Origin of the sequence: Sphaerisporangium dianthi, assembly GCF_042654065.1 — a bacterium.
GTDB lineage: Bacteria > Actinomycetota > Actinomycetes > Streptosporangiales > Streptosporangiaceae > Sphaerisporangium > Sphaerisporangium dianthi.
In genome coordinates this window covers 59456-73407 of the sequence record NZ_JBHSFP010000007.1, presented here as the reverse complement: position 1 = coordinate 73407, position 13952 = coordinate 59456, and the positions used below count along the sequence as shown (strand labels likewise).

The 13952-nt window shown below is 71.9% G+C and carries 12 protein-coding genes; 5 read left to right on the top strand and 7 right to left on the bottom strand.

Annotated elements, in window-relative coordinates:
* The first annotated feature begins 29 nt into the window (after positions 1–29).
* Positions 30–689 carry a TetR/AcrR family transcriptional regulator gene (locus ACFO60_RS13100; RefSeq protein ID WP_380840372.1) on the top strand — a complete coding sequence of 220 codons (660 nt, stop codon included), beginning with the start codon at positions 30–32 and terminating at the stop codon, positions 687–689.
* A 50-nt stretch (positions 690–739) separates the two neighbouring features.
* Here ACFO60_RS13100 and ACFO60_RS13095 read toward each other — a convergent pair whose 3' ends face one another.
* Together ACFO60_RS13095 and ACFO60_RS13090 are read right to left on the bottom strand one after the other, a co-directional pair.
* Positions 740–1645, bottom strand: coding sequence for an aggregation-promoting factor C-terminal-like domain-containing protein (locus ACFO60_RS13095; RefSeq protein ID WP_380840370.1), 906 nt, complete (start codon positions 1643–1645; stop codon positions 740–742).
* Between the two features lie 511 nt (positions 1646–2156).
* Positions 2157–3155, bottom strand: a complete 999-nt coding sequence (locus ACFO60_RS13090; protein ID WP_380840369.1) for a LacI family DNA-binding transcriptional regulator — start codon at positions 3153–3155, stop codon at positions 2157–2159.
* 166 nt (positions 3156–3321) lie between these two features.
* On the opposite strand from ACFO60_RS13090, the gene ACFO60_RS13085 reads away from it, so the two are divergent.
* The 4 genes from ACFO60_RS13085 to ACFO60_RS13070 all read left to right on the top strand — a co-directional run bounded on the left by ACFO60_RS13085 (position 3322) and on the right by ACFO60_RS13070 (position 8279).
* The gene (locus ACFO60_RS13085; RefSeq protein WP_380840368.1) at positions 3322–4542 is read left to right on the top strand and encodes an ABC transporter ATP-binding protein; all 1221 of its coding nucleotides are present in this window, start codon (positions 3322–3324) and stop codon (positions 4540–4542) included.
* 351 nt (positions 4543–4893) lie between these two features.
* Positions 4894–5718 (top strand): LPXTG cell wall anchor domain-containing protein, encoded by an 825-nt coding sequence (locus ACFO60_RS13080; RefSeq protein ID WP_380840366.1) that lies wholly within the window; start codon positions 4894–4896, stop codon positions 5716–5718.
* Positions 5708–7471 carry a DUF4012 domain-containing protein gene (locus ACFO60_RS13075; protein WP_380840364.1) on the top strand — a complete coding sequence of 588 codons (1764 nt, stop codon included), beginning with the start codon at positions 5708–5710 and terminating at the stop codon, positions 7469–7471. Before ACFO60_RS13080 ends, ACFO60_RS13075 begins: the two co-directional genes overlap by 11 nt.
* 121 nt (positions 7472–7592) lie before the next feature.
* A complete protein-coding gene (locus ACFO60_RS13070; protein ID WP_380840363.1) occupies positions 7593–8279 on the top strand; it encodes an arsenate reductase/protein-tyrosine-phosphatase family protein in 687 nt (228 codons plus the stop codon).
* Here ACFO60_RS13070 and ACFO60_RS13065 read toward each other — a convergent pair.
* The 5 genes from ACFO60_RS13065 to ACFO60_RS13045 are packed head-to-tail and all read right to left on the bottom strand — an operon-like array spanning position 8269 to position 13838.
* Positions 8269–9666 (bottom strand): tyrosine-protein kinase domain-containing protein, encoded by a 1398-nt coding sequence (locus tag ACFO60_RS13065; RefSeq protein ID WP_380840362.1) that lies wholly within the window; start codon positions 9664–9666, stop codon positions 8269–8271. The two genes, ACFO60_RS13070 and ACFO60_RS13065, sit on opposite strands and share 11 nt — an antisense overlap.
* Before the next feature lie 4 nt (positions 9667–9670).
* Positions 9671–10711 (bottom strand): glycosyltransferase family 4 protein, encoded by a 1041-nt coding sequence (locus ACFO60_RS13060; RefSeq protein WP_380840361.1) that lies wholly within the window; start codon positions 10709–10711, stop codon positions 9671–9673.
* The gene (locus ACFO60_RS13055; RefSeq protein ID WP_380840360.1) at positions 10708–11697 is read right to left on the bottom strand and encodes an NAD-dependent epimerase/dehydratase family protein; all 990 of its coding nucleotides are present in this window, start codon (positions 11695–11697) and stop codon (positions 10708–10710) included. Before ACFO60_RS13055 ends, ACFO60_RS13060 begins: the two co-directional genes overlap by 4 nt.
* Positions 11698–11709: 12 nt before the next feature.
* On the bottom strand, positions 11710–12663 hold the full coding sequence (locus ACFO60_RS13050) for an NAD-dependent epimerase/dehydratase family protein (protein WP_380840359.1): 954 nt from the start codon (positions 12661–12663) through the stop codon (positions 11710–11712).
* On the bottom strand, positions 12660–13838 hold the full coding sequence (locus ACFO60_RS13045) for a glycosyltransferase (RefSeq protein WP_380840358.1): 1179 nt from the start codon (positions 13836–13838) through the stop codon (positions 12660–12662). Before ACFO60_RS13045 ends, ACFO60_RS13050 begins: the two co-directional genes overlap by 4 nt.
* Positions 13839–13952 lie beyond the last annotated feature (114 nt).

Genomic DNA, 13952 nt, shown 5'->3' with positions numbered 1-13952 from the left:
ACGTCAATGCGAGCGGTAAGAATGCTCACATGCCGTCTCTCACCCGTGCCCGCATCGTCGCCGCCGCCACCGACCTGATCGAGCGGGAGGGCGCCGACGCCGTCTCGATGCGGCGCATCGCGGCCGATCTGGGTGTGGGCGTCATGTCGCTGTACAACCATGTCCCGAGCAAGGCGGCGCTGCTGGACGCGGTGGCCGAGACGGTGCTGTCGCAGATCTCCTTCACCGACGACCCCGAGGCCGGGTGGACGGAACGGGTGCGGGTCCAGGCGCGCGCGTTCCTGCAGATCGCCCACGACTACCCGCGCTCCACCATGCTGGTGATGAGCCGCCCGCTGCGGTCGCCCGCGGGGCTGTTCCCCCTGGAACGGGCGCTGGCCACGCTGCGCGAGGCCGGCTTCGGCGGCGAGGACGCCGTCCAGATCGTGCGCACGTTCATCGCCTACATCGTCGGCTCGCTGATGCGCGAGGTCGGCGTCACCCCGGCGTTCGCGCCGGTGCACCGCGCGGACGCGCACCTTTCCGGGGTGGACGCCACGCTCTTCCCCGAGGTGGGCACCCTTGCGCCGCTGCTGGTCGTGCGCGACCACGAGGAGGCGTTCGAGTACGGGCTGGACCTGCTGATCAAGGCGGCCGCCCTGAAACTTCAGGACGCCACGCCCTCGAAAGAGGGAAGCGCCCGGGGGTGAGCCACCCCCCGGGCGTGGAGTGCGCCCTTCCCCAGGGCACTCCGGTCGGCTCAGTACCAGTTGTGCGACCGGAAGTGACCCCAGGCGCCGCACGGCGAGCCGTAGCGGCCCTTGATGTACTTCAGCCCCCATCTGATCTGGGTGGCGGGGTTGACCCGCCAGTCGTGCCCGATGCCGACCATCTTGCGGCCCGGCAGTGCCTGCGGGATGCCGTAGGCCCCTGACGAGGGGTTCTGCGCCCGGTGGTTCCAGTTGCTCTCTCTGGTCCACAGGCTGTCCAGGCAGCGGAACTGGTTCACCGGCCAGGCTCGCTGGGTGAGGAGCCGATAGGCGATCGCCTTGTTCCTGCCCTTGGGAGTCGTGGGCGCCCACACGCGCGTGTTCGGCCGCGCCGAGGTCCGCCACGTCCCGCGGTGCACGACCGCGCCCTTGCGCGCCGTGCCGCTCGCGGCCCTCACGGCCCGCGCGGTGCTCGCGGCGCGCTCCGCCGTCCCGGCCTCCTTGGCCGATGGCGCCCGCTTGTGCGCCTTGGCGGCCTTCACGGCCTTCCTCGTCTGGGTGATCTCGCGCGTCCGGGCGGCGTCGAACGCGCCGGCGACCGTCGCGGCCAGTCCCGCCCTGGTCCAGACGGGGACCCGCGACCGGGCCGCGGACCACAGAGTGTCCCCGGACCACACGGCGGTGGCCGTGTTCCGCGGACGGATGCCCCCGTGCGCCGTCGAGGCCGGTTCGGCCGCTTCGGTCAGCGGGGTGGACTGCTCCGCCGTTTCGGTCAGCGGGGTGGACTGCTCCGCCGTTTCGGTCAGCGGGGTGGACTGCTCCGCCGTGTCGGCGGTGGGGGAGCCGGATGCCGCCTCCGGCTCCGCGATGGCCTGGGCCGCTGCGGCCGTCCCGTTCAGGACGGCGGCGGCGATGACGGCCGCGACTGCGCCACGAAAAGCGCGGTTACTGTCCAACTCGGTCCTATTCATCGGGTCGCGTGCGGAAGGCGGCCACACGCGGCGGCAGCCGTCGTCCTTCCGCCTGTGGCTCGGGCGGTGGACGTCCGCGTGGCCGTTCCGGAATCGGTTGAGACACACGAGGTGTCCCCGGAAGGCGCCGCGACGGGTTCTACGGCGGTTTCTAGTAGCCGCCGCGCCCGCCACCCGCGATCCGCGACACGCCACGGACGGTTGTTTGCGATCAGAACGGCACATCTCTGCCGTCTCGCGGGTCCCCGTTGGCCGGTGCCGCGCCCGACGTGATCACCGGGTGGCCCAGATATGCCGCACATTTGAGGTTTCGCACGGCACCACTCGTGAATATGGGACTACCGCGACATCCCGCCCGGCGAGCCGCGCTAGGCGTCACTGCCCGTTTCTGCGGGCTTTGGCGTGATCGGTGGTGGTACGGCCGATGGCGATCGCCGAGGTGGAGGACCCGGCCGGCGTCCTCGGCGGGACGTCCCCGGCGTGGGTCCGCGGTGGGTCAGCGGCGGGGGCCGCAGCTGGCGCGGACGATCAGCTCGGTGGGCAGCGTCACCGTGCGGGAGCGGCGGCCCTCGCGCAGGACGAGCTCGGCGGCGCGGTATCCCATGTCCTGCGCGGGCTGGGAGATGACGGTGAGCGGCGGATGGCACAGCTCCGCCCACGGCACGTCGTCGAACATGATCAACGACACGTCGCGCGGAATCCTCACGTCCAGCTCGCGTGCCGCCAGCACGGCCGCCTCGCCCAGCAGGTTGCCCCCCGCCAGGACGGCGGTGACGTCGGAGCGGTGCTGCAGGAGCCCGGCGGCGGCGGCGTACGCCGAGTCGCGGGTCGCGTGCGCGTACACGATCAGCTCCTCGTCGACCGGCACCGCCCGCGCGGTCAGCGCCTCGCGGAACGCGCGCACGCGCTGGGCCTGGCCGTGCCGGGCGAGGAAGGCGATGCGCCGGTGCCCGAGCCCGGCGAGGTACTCGACCGCCGTGCGGACTCCCGTGCGGTCGTCGGTGACCACCGAGGGGACGTGCTCCGCGCCGCGCACCGGGCGCTCGGCGAAGACCACGCCGAGCCCCGAGCGCAGGGCCGGCCCCCACATCTCGCCGTCGCCGGACGGCACGGCGATCACCCGCTCGACGCTCTCTTCGATGAGGGTGCCGATCAGGTGGGCCTCGCGCTCGGGGTCGTCGCCGGTGGTGCCGACCATCACCGGCTCGCCCGCCGACCGGGCACAGGACAGGACGCCGTCGGCGAGCCGTCCATAGAAGATGTCGGTTATATCGGGAATGAGAAGTCCGATGCCGCCCGTGCGCCGCCGGCGCAGGTTGCGCCCGAGCGCGCTCGGGCGGTAGTCGAGCCTGGCCGCGGCGGCCAGGACCTTCTCCCTGGTCCCGGGGCTCGCCGACCCGCTGCCCGACAGCACGCGCGACACCGTGGCGACCCCCACCTCGGCCGCCTCGGCCACGTCCTTGATGGTGGTGCGGCGCTGCCCGGTCGGTCTCATGGAAACGATTCCATCATGAGTTCCACCGGAAAGCCAAGCGTGGAGGCCTACTCGAAGAGTGTGAGAAGCGACTATTCCGCAGGGGCTTGACAGAGATGTCCGGTTCCGATGAGATTCATGAAAACGTATCCACATCCGGCGGCACCCGGACGCACGAAGGAACGCCATGGCATCAATCGTTCTGCGCAACGTCGACAAGATCTACGCCGGCGGCGTGAAGGCCGTCAACGGCCTCAACCTAGAGATCCGCGACGGCGAGTTCATGGTCCTCGTCGGCCCGTCCGGTTGTGGCAAGTCCACCGCCCTGCGCATGATCGCGGGGCTGGAGGACATCAGCGGCGGTGAGATCGCCATCGGTGAGCGGGTGGTCAACCACCTGCCGCCGAAGGACCGCGACATCGCGATGGTCTTCCAGAACTACGCGCTCTACCCGCACATGACGGTCGAGGAGAACCTCGCCTTCGGCCTCAAGCTTCGCAAGATGCCCAAGGCCGAGATCGCCAAGCGGGTGCAGGAAGCCGCCAAGATGCTCGGCCTCGAGCAGTACCTCAAGCGCAAGCCCGCCGCCCTGTCCGGTGGCCAGCGCCAGCGCGTCGCCATGGGCCGCGCCATCGTCCGCGAGCCCCAGGCCTTCCTGATGGACGAGCCGCTGTCCAACCTGGACGCCAAGCTCCGCGTCTCGATGCGCGCCTCGCTGAACCAGATGCACGAGCGTCTCGGCGTCACCACGGTCTACGTCACCCACGACCAGGTCGAGGCCATGACCCTCGGCGACCGGGTCTGCGTGCTGCGCGACGGCATCCTGCAGCAGGTCGACACCCCGCAGAACCTCTTCGAGAGCCCGGTCAACCTCTTCGTCGCAGGGTTCATGGGCTCCCCGTCGATGAACTTCGTCAACGCCGAACTGGTGCGCGACGACAGCGGCGCCGCGGTCTCCTTCGCCGGTTACAAGCTCCCGGTGCCCGACTCGACCTTCGCCGAGAAGCCGGGCCTGGACCAGTACCTGGGCAAGAAGCTGATCCTCGGCATCCGCCCCTCCGACTTCGAGGACGCCGCCTCCGCGTCGGGCCACTCCGAGGGCTGGGCCCACATCCCGAGCCGCGCCGAGGTCACCGAGGAACTGGGCAGCGAGATCAACGTCCTGTTCCTCATCGACGCCCCGCCGGTCGAGCACCGCGACACCGTGGCCGCCCAGGACACCGGTGACGACGAAGAGGCCGTGCTTCCCCTGATCGGCGACAAGTCGCTGTGGACGGCCCGCGTCAACGCCCGCAGCCACGTCCGCCCCGGCCAGAACATCGAGCTCGTGGTGGACACCCACAACTTCCACTACTTCGACACCGACAGCGGTCTGGCCATCGGCCACCCCGCCAACGTCGGCCGCTGAGCCCGCCGATCCGGCCCTCCGCGGGGGGCCGGATCGCCCGGCGGGCCGCCCGCCCGAAGCGGCCCGGCCCGGGAGACCGGGATGAACGAACACCTCCCCGACAGGAACGACCCCCGCCGTGTACCCCTCCCACGGCGGGGGTTTTTCCTGTGCGGCAAAGGTACGGAATGCCGATCGCGATGTTTCGGTAACAGGCGTGCGGCGGCATACGGCCATTCGGCTCAAGTGGATACAACGGGATGCGTCGACATGCCGCCCGGCTCATGGGCGATGTCTCTGTGGCCCGAATCATTGTCCATCGGGGAGTCCTGAATGGCTGGGAAATATACGGTACCTATTCTTTTGGCGGCGGTGCTCACTGGTGGGGCGGCGACGGGATCGGCCGCGCTCGCGGCCGTCGGCACGCACTCGCCCGCGCTGAAGACGGCGGCGTACGCGGTCGACACCCAGCCCCCGACCGCGCCGACCAACCTGCGGCTCACCGAGCCCAGTCCGGGGGTCGTCGTCCTGAACTGGGACCCCTCCACCGACCTTCCCCTCTATCCGCCGTCCAGCGTGGTGGCGTACGACATCTATGCGAGCGCGTCGCCGTTCCGGCTCATCGCGAGTGTGCCGGGCACCGTGACCACCTTCACCGACCATCGCGGGCCGTGCGAGAAGGTGCTCTATTTCGTCCGGGCCAGGGACGCCGCGGGAAACGTCTCGGCGCCGAGTAATATCGTCGTCCGCCACCCCTCGAAGCGGTGTGAGCACAAGCACGGAGAACATTGGCATGGCACGGGTGACGGCGATTCGGAATGGCCGTCACATTCCATCGACGAGGTCGATGATTCGCACCACACCGACGACGACCACGACGAGATCGTCAAGGCCGACAGGCTCTTCCACGTCGAGGGCGCGGACGGCCACGGCGGCGGCGGGCACAACCGTCACGACCGCGACTCCTACGGCGGCCACGACTTCGGCGGGCCCGGTGACCAGGGCGCCGAGTCCGAGGCGGGCGGCGACCACGGCGGAGGCCCGCGGCACGACAGCGCGCAGCCGGCCGGCCACAGCCTGCCCCTCACCGGCGCCCCCGTGGCCGCGGTGGCCGGGGTGGGCGCCCTCCTGCTCGTCGCAGGGTCCGCCGGTGTGGTGATCTCCAAGCGGCGCCGCCGAACCGCTGGTGCGCGCTAGCCGGCGACGCCGGCTCATCCTCGCCGGCTCCCTCTCGTCCGCGCTCGTCCTCGTCGCGTCGGCGGGATGGGCGGCGCACCTGGGACTCGGCGTCCGCGACCACCTGCAGGCGACCAGGGACGCGCTGGTGCATCTCCGCGCGGTGATGAGCGCCCGCGACCTCGACCGGATCGCCGTGACGCTGGCCGACGCCCGCCGTCACGCGACCGAGGCGCGGCGCCTCACCAGCGGGCCCGACTGGACGCTGCTCACCCACCTTCCTGTGGTGGGTGACGGCGCCACGACGGTGCGGGGACTGGCGGAGAGCGCCGTCGAGATCACCGAGGTGCTGGGCGGGGTCCAGCGGACCGGCAAGGCGTTCTTCACGGCCGGGCCGGGCTCCACGGACGACATGCGCCAGCTCCTGGACGGGTTCACGGCGGCGGCGCCGGTGCTCGACGGCGCCGCCGCCCGGCTCGCGCGGGCGCGGGGCCGCCTGGCCGCCACCCCGGAGCGCACGGGGTCCGCGGTGCTGGACCAGGCGCGCGGCACCGGCCTGTTCGAGCTGGACAGGCTGCGCCGCTGGATCGGCGGCGCGGCCGACGCGGCCGCGCTGATCCCGCCGATGCTGGGCAACGACGGGCGGCGCGACTACTTCCTCGCCTTCCAGACCAACGCCGAGTCGCGGGGGACCGGCGGCCTCGTCGGCGCCTTCGGCATCCTGTCCGCCGACCACGGACGCACGCGCGTCACCCGGCTGTCCGCCGACACCGGCGTGAGCGGCGGCCTCCGCCCCGTCACCGACCATGGCCGGGCCTTCCGCACCAGGTACGGCGAGGGCCCGCTGGAGCTGCTTTCGATCTCCAACCTCTCCCCGCACTTCCCCTACGCCGCCGAGACCTGGACCGCGATGTGGGAGCGCCGGACCGGCCGGCGGCTGGACGGCGCCATCGCCATCGACCCGGTCGGCCTGTCCTACATCCTCGGCCTCATCGGGCCGGTCACCCTGCCGGGCGGCGAGAAGGTGACCGCCTCCAACGTCGTCGACCTGACCGAGCGCGCGGCCTACGCCCGCTATCCCGACCCGCGGGAACGCAAGCGGTTCCTCATCTCGATCGCCAGGGCCGTCGGCGAGGCACTGCCGGGATCGTTCGCCGAGCCCGCGCAGATGCTCCCCGTGATCAAGCCCATGGTCGAGGACCGCAGGATCCAGATCTGGAGCCGCCACGACGCCGAGCAGCGCCGCCTGTCGTCCACCGCCCTCGGCGGCGTGCTGCCGCGGCGGCCGGGGCCGTACGCGGCGCTGGTGGTCAACAACTCGGCCGGCGGCAAGCTCGACTACTACCTCAACCGCTCCCTCGATTACGAGCTCGGCCCGTGCCGGGGCGGGCGGCGGGCCACCAGCGTGCGGATCAGGCTCACCAACGACGTGCCGGCCGTGACGCTGCCCTCCTACGTCACCGATCGGCTGGACGGCATGCCACATCCCGGCCCGCCCGGCTCCAACCTGCTGTGGGTGTCGCTGTACGCGGGGGTCGGGGCCGAGCTCAAGGCCGCCTCCGTCGACGGCGCCGCGGCCTCGGTCACCACCGACGTCGAGCGGTCGCATCCGGTGTACTCGACCCTGCTGGAGCTCGGTCCCCGCACGTCCAAGACGCTGCGCTTCGACCTGGTGGAACCGGCCTCGGCGGAGCCGCCGCTGACCCCGGTGCAGCCGCTCGCCCGCCCCCAGCGGACCCGGGTCGCCGCGACCTCCACAGGCTGCGCCCCGTAGCCCGATCCGTCGCGGCGCGGGGTGGTTCCCTGCAGGGCCGGGACGGCGCGGTGATCACGTAAAGGACCAAGGACGGCGCGTCACGGGCCGTCGCGCCGTCCACACGATCTACCGTCCCCTCATGGGGCGTTCAACGGCGATCGGCGGAGACGAGTGGGCGGGGCAGGGAGTCCCGCCCGGGCGCGAGGGGTGCGGCCGGCGGTGCTGGCGGGACCCCGGCGCGGCGCCCGGGACGCACGGCGTGCCGGGGTTCCGCATCCTGTTCGTGTGCACGGGGAACATCTGCCGGTCGCCGATGGCCGAGCGGCTCACCCGGGCGGCGCTCGGGCCGTGCCCGGCGCTGGAGGTGGCGAGCGCGGGCACCCACGCCCTTGCCGATGAGCCGATGTCGCGGCACGCCTCGGCGGTGCTGGCGGAGCTCGGCGGCGATCCCGGCGGGTTCCGCGCCCGCGCGCTGTCCGCCGAGCTGATCGAGCGGGCCGATCTGGTGCTGGCCGCCGCCGTCGAGCACCGGGCCCACGCGGTGGCGATGTACCCGGCCGCCGCCGGGCGGGTCTTCACGATCGCCGAGTTCGGCACGCTCGCCCAAGCCGTGCCGGCCGCGTCGCTGCCCGGCCACGGGGGCCATGGGAGCCTCGCGCCGCGGGCACGCGCGCTGGTCGCCGAGGTCGCGGCGCTGCGCGGGCTCGTCCGGGTGGACCGGCTGGAGATCGGCGACCCGTACGGGAGGCCCGCGCGCGCCTACCGGGCGGCGGGGCGGCGGATCGCCGCGTCGCTCGCCGTCCCGTTCGGGCTCCTCACACGTTGACCGGCGTGATGACCTCGGTGGTGCTCTGCTCGGCGCCCGCCCCGTAGCCGTACCCGCCGTACCCGCCGTACCCGTATTTGTGCTCGCCCTTGCTGGGCGCGAAGTTCAGGATGGTCCCGAGCAGGCGGGCGTTGACGGACTCCAGCGTCTCCGCGGCACGGACGACGTGCTCGCGGCGGGTCTTGCCGTACCGGGCGACGAGCAGCGTGCCGTCGCATACGGCGGCGAGGGCGGCGGCGTCGGCGATGGGCAGCAGCGGCGGAGCGTCGATGATCACCAGGTCGTAGTCCGCCGTGAGCTCGGCGAGCACCGTGCGCATCCCCTTGGAGCCGAGCAACTCGCTGGGGTTGGGCGGGATCGGGCCGCCCGGGAGCACCGACATGCTCGGCCGGCCCCAGGTCTGGATGACGTCCTTCAGGGCCGCCCGGTCGATCAGCACGTCCGTGAGCCCGGCCGAGCCCTCGATGCCGAGATAATGGGGGATGCGCGGGCTGCGCAGGTCGCCCTCCACCAGGATCACCCGCCAGCCGGCATGGGCGAGGGTGATTGCCAGGTTGGCGGAGGTGGAGGACTTGCCCTCGTTGGGCAGGCAGCTCGTGACGACCAGCGACTTGGGCCGGCGGTCGAAGCTGATGAACTGGAGGTTGGTGCGCAGCGAGCGGAACGCCTCCGACCGCCTCGACCGGCGGCCCTCCCAGACGACCAGCGGCTGGCGCCGCGCGTCCTTGTCGTACCCGATGACGCCGAGCACCGAGCTCTTGGAGGTCTCCCGCAGCACTTCCGGCGACTTCACCGTGGTGTCCAGGCGGTCGCGCAGGATCAGCGTGCTGAACGCGACGAGCAGCCCGGCCAGCAGGCCGAGCGCGACGTTGGCCAGCGGGTGGTGGCTGACCGGCGCCGAGGGGACCTCCGCCGTGTCCACCACCGTCACCTTCACGGCGGGCCGGCTGTTGCGGGTCGGCCGCTCGATCTGGTCGATCATCCGGGTGAACTTGTCCCCCAGCGTGTTGGCCAGGTGCGCGGCGCGGCCGGGATCACGGTCGGTGACGGACGCGCGCAGCAGCATGGTGGCGGGGATGACCTCCGCCTTGATGCTGTTCTGCAGCCGCTGGACGTCCTCGTCCTCGGTGATCTGGCTGACGACCCGGCGGCTGCTGACAAGGTTGGCGTACGACTGCACCCGCTGTGTCGAGAGCATGCCGGCCTGGTAGGCGGTGGTCAGGCTGCCCACCTTGTCGTAACCGGAGACCATCATGGTGATCGTGGCGACGTACTTCGGCGGCGTCCTCGCGGTCAGGACGAGCGCCGCGGTCGCCGAAAGGACGAGCGACAGCACGAGCAGCATCCAGCCCTTGCGTGCAAGTCGTACGAAGTAGAGCAGATCCACCTGGTCATCGCCGCCTTTCGGAGGTTTCTGGGAGGTTGGCAACAGGAAGAGCCGGCGCGTAGGCATGCGCGCCCTGCAGCAGGGCGATCAGGACGACGGCGGCGCCGCCCGCGACGATCGCGGCGGCGATCGGCGGGATCCAGCCCACGGCGATCGCCAGGCACAGCGCGCCCGGCACCGCCGCGATCGCGCCGAGGGCGGTGGGCACCGCCCGGGCGCCGAGGCCCATCCGCCGCAGCCGGTGGGACACGTGGTCGGTGCCGCCGGACAGCGGGGACCGGCCCGCGCGGATCCGGGACACCAGCACGACGCCGGTGTCGACGACGGCGACGAACGTCCACAGCAGCAGCCCGGCGACCGTCGGGCCGGCGGCCTGACCGGTCCCGACGGCGACCGACGAGCACGTCAGCACGAACCCGATGAACAGGGACCCCGAGTCGCCCATGAAGATCCTCGCGGGCGGCCAGTTGTGCGCGAGGAACCCCAGGCACGCGAGCGCCAGCGCGCCCAGCAGCACCGCGAACGCCGGCCGGTCGCTCATGACGGCGGCCCCGGCCAGGAGGATCGCGGTGACCGCGGTCACGGTCCCGAGAGCGCCGTCCATGTTGTCCAGCAGGTTGAAGGAGTTGGTCATCACGACGATCCACATCACCGTGATGAGCCCGTCCAGCCACTGCCCGGTCACGGTGACGTGAACGCCGGACAGGACGACCCCGCCCGCGGCCACCGACTCCACGGTCAGCCGGGTCACGACGGGCAGCGAGGCGATGTCGTCGATCAGGCCGAGCGCGGCGATCGCCGTCGCGGCCAGCACGATCGCGACGATCCGCAGGTCGGCCAGGCCGAGCGCCGCGGCCGTCGGCACGACGGTGCCGAGGACGATCGCGGGCCCGCCCAGGTAGGGGGTCGGCTGGTCGTGGGACTTGTGGCCGCCCGGACGGTCGGTCAGGCTCCACCGCAGTGCCAGGCGCCGCAGCGCCGGCGTGGCCGCCGCGCTGAGCAGGCAGGCGCCGGCCATGGAGACCAAGGCGATCGCGACGTTCACCGCACGGGCACCGCGAGGTCCTCGCGGGCCTCGGCGACGATCTCGTCCAGGATCCCGTCCAGGACGCGGCGCGGCCGCCAGCCGGTGAGCTCGCGGAGCTTGGTGGTGTCGGGGACCCTGCGCGTCATGTCCTCGAAGCCCTGCTCGTAGGCCTCGTGGTAGGGGATCAGGTCGACTCCCGACGTCGAGCCGACGCGCTGGATGATCAGCTTGGCCAGTTCGAGCATGCTGATCTCGTATGCGGAGCCGACGTTGAAGGTCTGCCCGATCGCGGCCTCGTTGTCCAGCAGCCGCATCAGCGCGTCCACGGCGTCCGCGACGTGCGCGAAGCATCGCGTCTGGGTGCCGTCACCGTAGACGGTGAGCGGGTCGCCGTTGATCGCCTGCCGCACGAGACGGGGGATGACCATGCCGTAGGCCGGGCTCTGCCGGGGACCCACGGTGTTGAACAGCCGCACGATGATCGTCGGCAGGCCGCGTTCCTTGTGGTAGGCGTTGGCGAGGATCTCGTCGACGGCCTTGGCGGTGCTGTAGGCCCACCTGACCACGGCCGGGCTGCCGAGGATGCGGTCGGAGTCCTCCCGCAGCGGCCCGTAGGAGTTCTTGCCGTAGATCTCGCTCGTGCTGGTGACCAGGATCTTGCGCCGGTAGCGGTGCGCGGCCTCGATGACGATCTCCGAACCGCGGATGTTGGTCGTCAGCGACCGCAGCGGCTGCTCGACGATCAGCTTGACGCCGACCGCGGCCGCCAGGTGGACCACGATGTCGCACTGGTGGACCAGTTCGTCGACCACGAGCTCGTCCAGGACCGAACCCTGGACGAAACGCAGGTTCGGATGCGGGCGCAGGTTCGCCAGCCGTCCGGTGGAAAGGTTGTCCAAGATCACGACGTGGTCACCGCGAGACAGGAGCGCGTCGGTCAGATGCGAGCCGACGAAACCGCTGCCTCCGGTGATCAAGTAGGTGTTCCTTGCTGGGGTGCTCACCGACTTCTCCCATTACATGTGAGACGCTGATTGGGTTCTCATGGTCTGTTCGAACCAGGTCACGGTCATGCGGAGCCCGTCGGCCAGGGACATGGGACGCACACCTGGGAACAGGTCGCGAAGCAGGCGGGGAGAGGCCTGCGACTCGCGGATGTCGCCCGCCCGCGACGGCAGGAACGCCGTCTCGACGGGCTCGCCGAGCACCACGGCCAGGATGTCGCGCAGCTCCAGCAGCGAGACCCTCGTGCCGAAGGCGAGGTTCACCGGCGTGGCGCTGGTGACGCGGTTCCTGGCGGCCTGGACGATGACGTCGGTCACCGACCCGACATAGGTGAAGTCGCGCGCCTGACGGCCGTCGCCGTGCACGGGCACCGCCCGCCCGCTGAGCACCGCCGACACGAACGTGGGGATCACCGCCGCGTAGGCGTGGTCGGCCCCCTGCAGGGGCCCGTACACGTTGAAGAAGCGGAACGGCAGCACCGGCAGGCCGAAACACCGCGCGTACGCCAGCGCGTACGCCTCGGTGGCGAGCTTGCTCGCGCCGTACGGGCTGAGCGGGCGGGTGGGCAGGTCCTCGTGCTTGCGCGGTTCAGGGCAGTCGCCGTAGACCGAGGAGGAGGAAGCCAGGATCACGTGCGGCCTGCCCGCCCGGCACGCCTCGAGCACGTGCAGCGTCCCGGTCGCGTTCACGGTGTGCGAGGCCAGCGGATCCTCCAGCGACCGCGGCACCGAGGGGCGCGCGGCCAGGTGGATCACGGTGGTGGCGTCGCCGGCCAGGGTGGCCAGCAGCTCGGCGTCCAGGATGCTGCCGTGGACGAAGTCCACGTCCAGGCCGTCGAGGTTGCGCGCGTGGCCGCTGCTGAGGTCGTCCAGCACCGTGACCCGCCGGACCTCGGGCATGGCGGCGAGCGCGCGGCAGAGGTTGGCGCCGATGAACCCGGCGCCGCCGGTGACAAGGATTCTCATGGGGTGCTCGTCTCGGGGGTCGAGCGGCGGTGGGCGGACGCGCCGTGCAGCGATCGGTAGAGGTTCTCGGTGTCGGCGACGAGCCGCTCCAGGCCGAACGCGGAGGTCGTCCACTCCTGGGCGGCCCGGCCCATGCGGCGGGCCAGCGCGGGGTCCGACAGCAGCCGGACGATGTGCGCCGCCAGTTCCCCGGCGACCGGGGCGGCCAGCAGGCCGGTGCGCCCGTCCCGGACGACCTCGGCGACGCTGCCGACCCGCGTCGCGACGACGGGTCTGCCCGCCATGCCCGCCTCGATCAGGCTCAGCGGCGTGCCCTCGCTGTCGGAGGTCAGCAGGACCACGTCGGCGGCGGCGTAGACCGTCTCGACGTCGGCGCGCCAGCCGAGCAGGTCGAAGGCGCCGGGCAGGGACCGGGCGTCGTGCTCGACCTGCTCACGCAGGTCGCCGCCTCCGCAGATCACGAACCGGCAGCCGGGCACGTGGCCGAGCACCTCGCGGGCGACCGTGACCAGCCGGTCGGGCCGCTTGATCTGCGTCAGCCGGCCGACGTAGGCCACCACGGGCGCGCCGGGCGGCAGGCCGAGGGACCGGCGCGCCGCCGCGCGGTCCGGCACCGGGCGAAGGCCCACGCCGGGCGGGATGACCACGTACTGCTCCGGCCGCCCGATGTGGTTGCGCAGCAGGTCGTCCCTGACGCGCGTCCCGACCGTCACCAGCCGGTCGGACAGGGTGGCGAGGAGGCGTTCGGCGTTCACGTAGACCGCGCGCTTCGGCGGGGAGAAGTAGCCGTCGAGGAGGTGACCGTGGAACACGTGCACCCGCGCGGCGCCGACCCCCGACAGCGACACCGCGAGCCGCCCGAGGGCGCCTGCCTTGGCCGTACGGGTGTGCACGATGTGCGGCCGGAACGAGCGCATCGTCCCGGCGAGCCGGTACAGGGCGCGCACGTCGCCCGCGGGGTTGACCGACCGGCCGAGGCCGGGCACGCGGTGGACGGGCAGGTCGGTGTCGCCGAAGTCCAGGCGGTCACTCTCGCCTTCGCCGACGTGACCGGTGTACAGGCGGTGGTCGAACTCCTCTGCGTCGAGTAGCTTGCACAGCCCCGACACCTGTGTGGCGGGGCCGCCCACGTTCATCCGGGCGATGATCTCCATGACGCGTATCCGACTGGTCACCTCCGAGAAGCTAGCTGGCCGTTTGATCCGTTCGCCGACACCGTCATGGTGGTGGCGAAATGTTTTCCCGATCCCTACCTGCGCATGATCGATCGGCATTCGCCGCCGCGCGGC

Excerpts from the sequence above, each read along its gene's own strand:
- ACFO60_RS13090 (WP_380840369.1), bottom strand. The coding sequence starts at position 3,155 with ATGAGACCGACCGGGCAGCGCCGCACCACCATCAAGGACGTGGCCGAG.
- ACFO60_RS13100 (WP_380840372.1), top strand. The coding sequence starts at position 30 with ATGCCGTCTCTCACCCGTGCCCGCATCGTCGCCGCCGCCACCGACCTG.
- ACFO60_RS13085 (WP_380840368.1), top strand. The coding sequence starts at position 3,322 with ATGGCATCAATCGTTCTGCGCAACGTCGACAAGATCTACGCCGGCGGC.
- ACFO60_RS13070 (WP_380840363.1), top strand. The coding sequence starts at position 7,593 with ATGGGGCGTTCAACGGCGATCGGCGGAGACGAGTGGGCGGGGCAGGGA.
- ACFO60_RS13050 (WP_380840359.1), bottom strand. The coding sequence starts at position 12,663 with ATGAGAATCCTTGTCACCGGCGGCGCCGGGTTCATCGGCGCCAACCTC.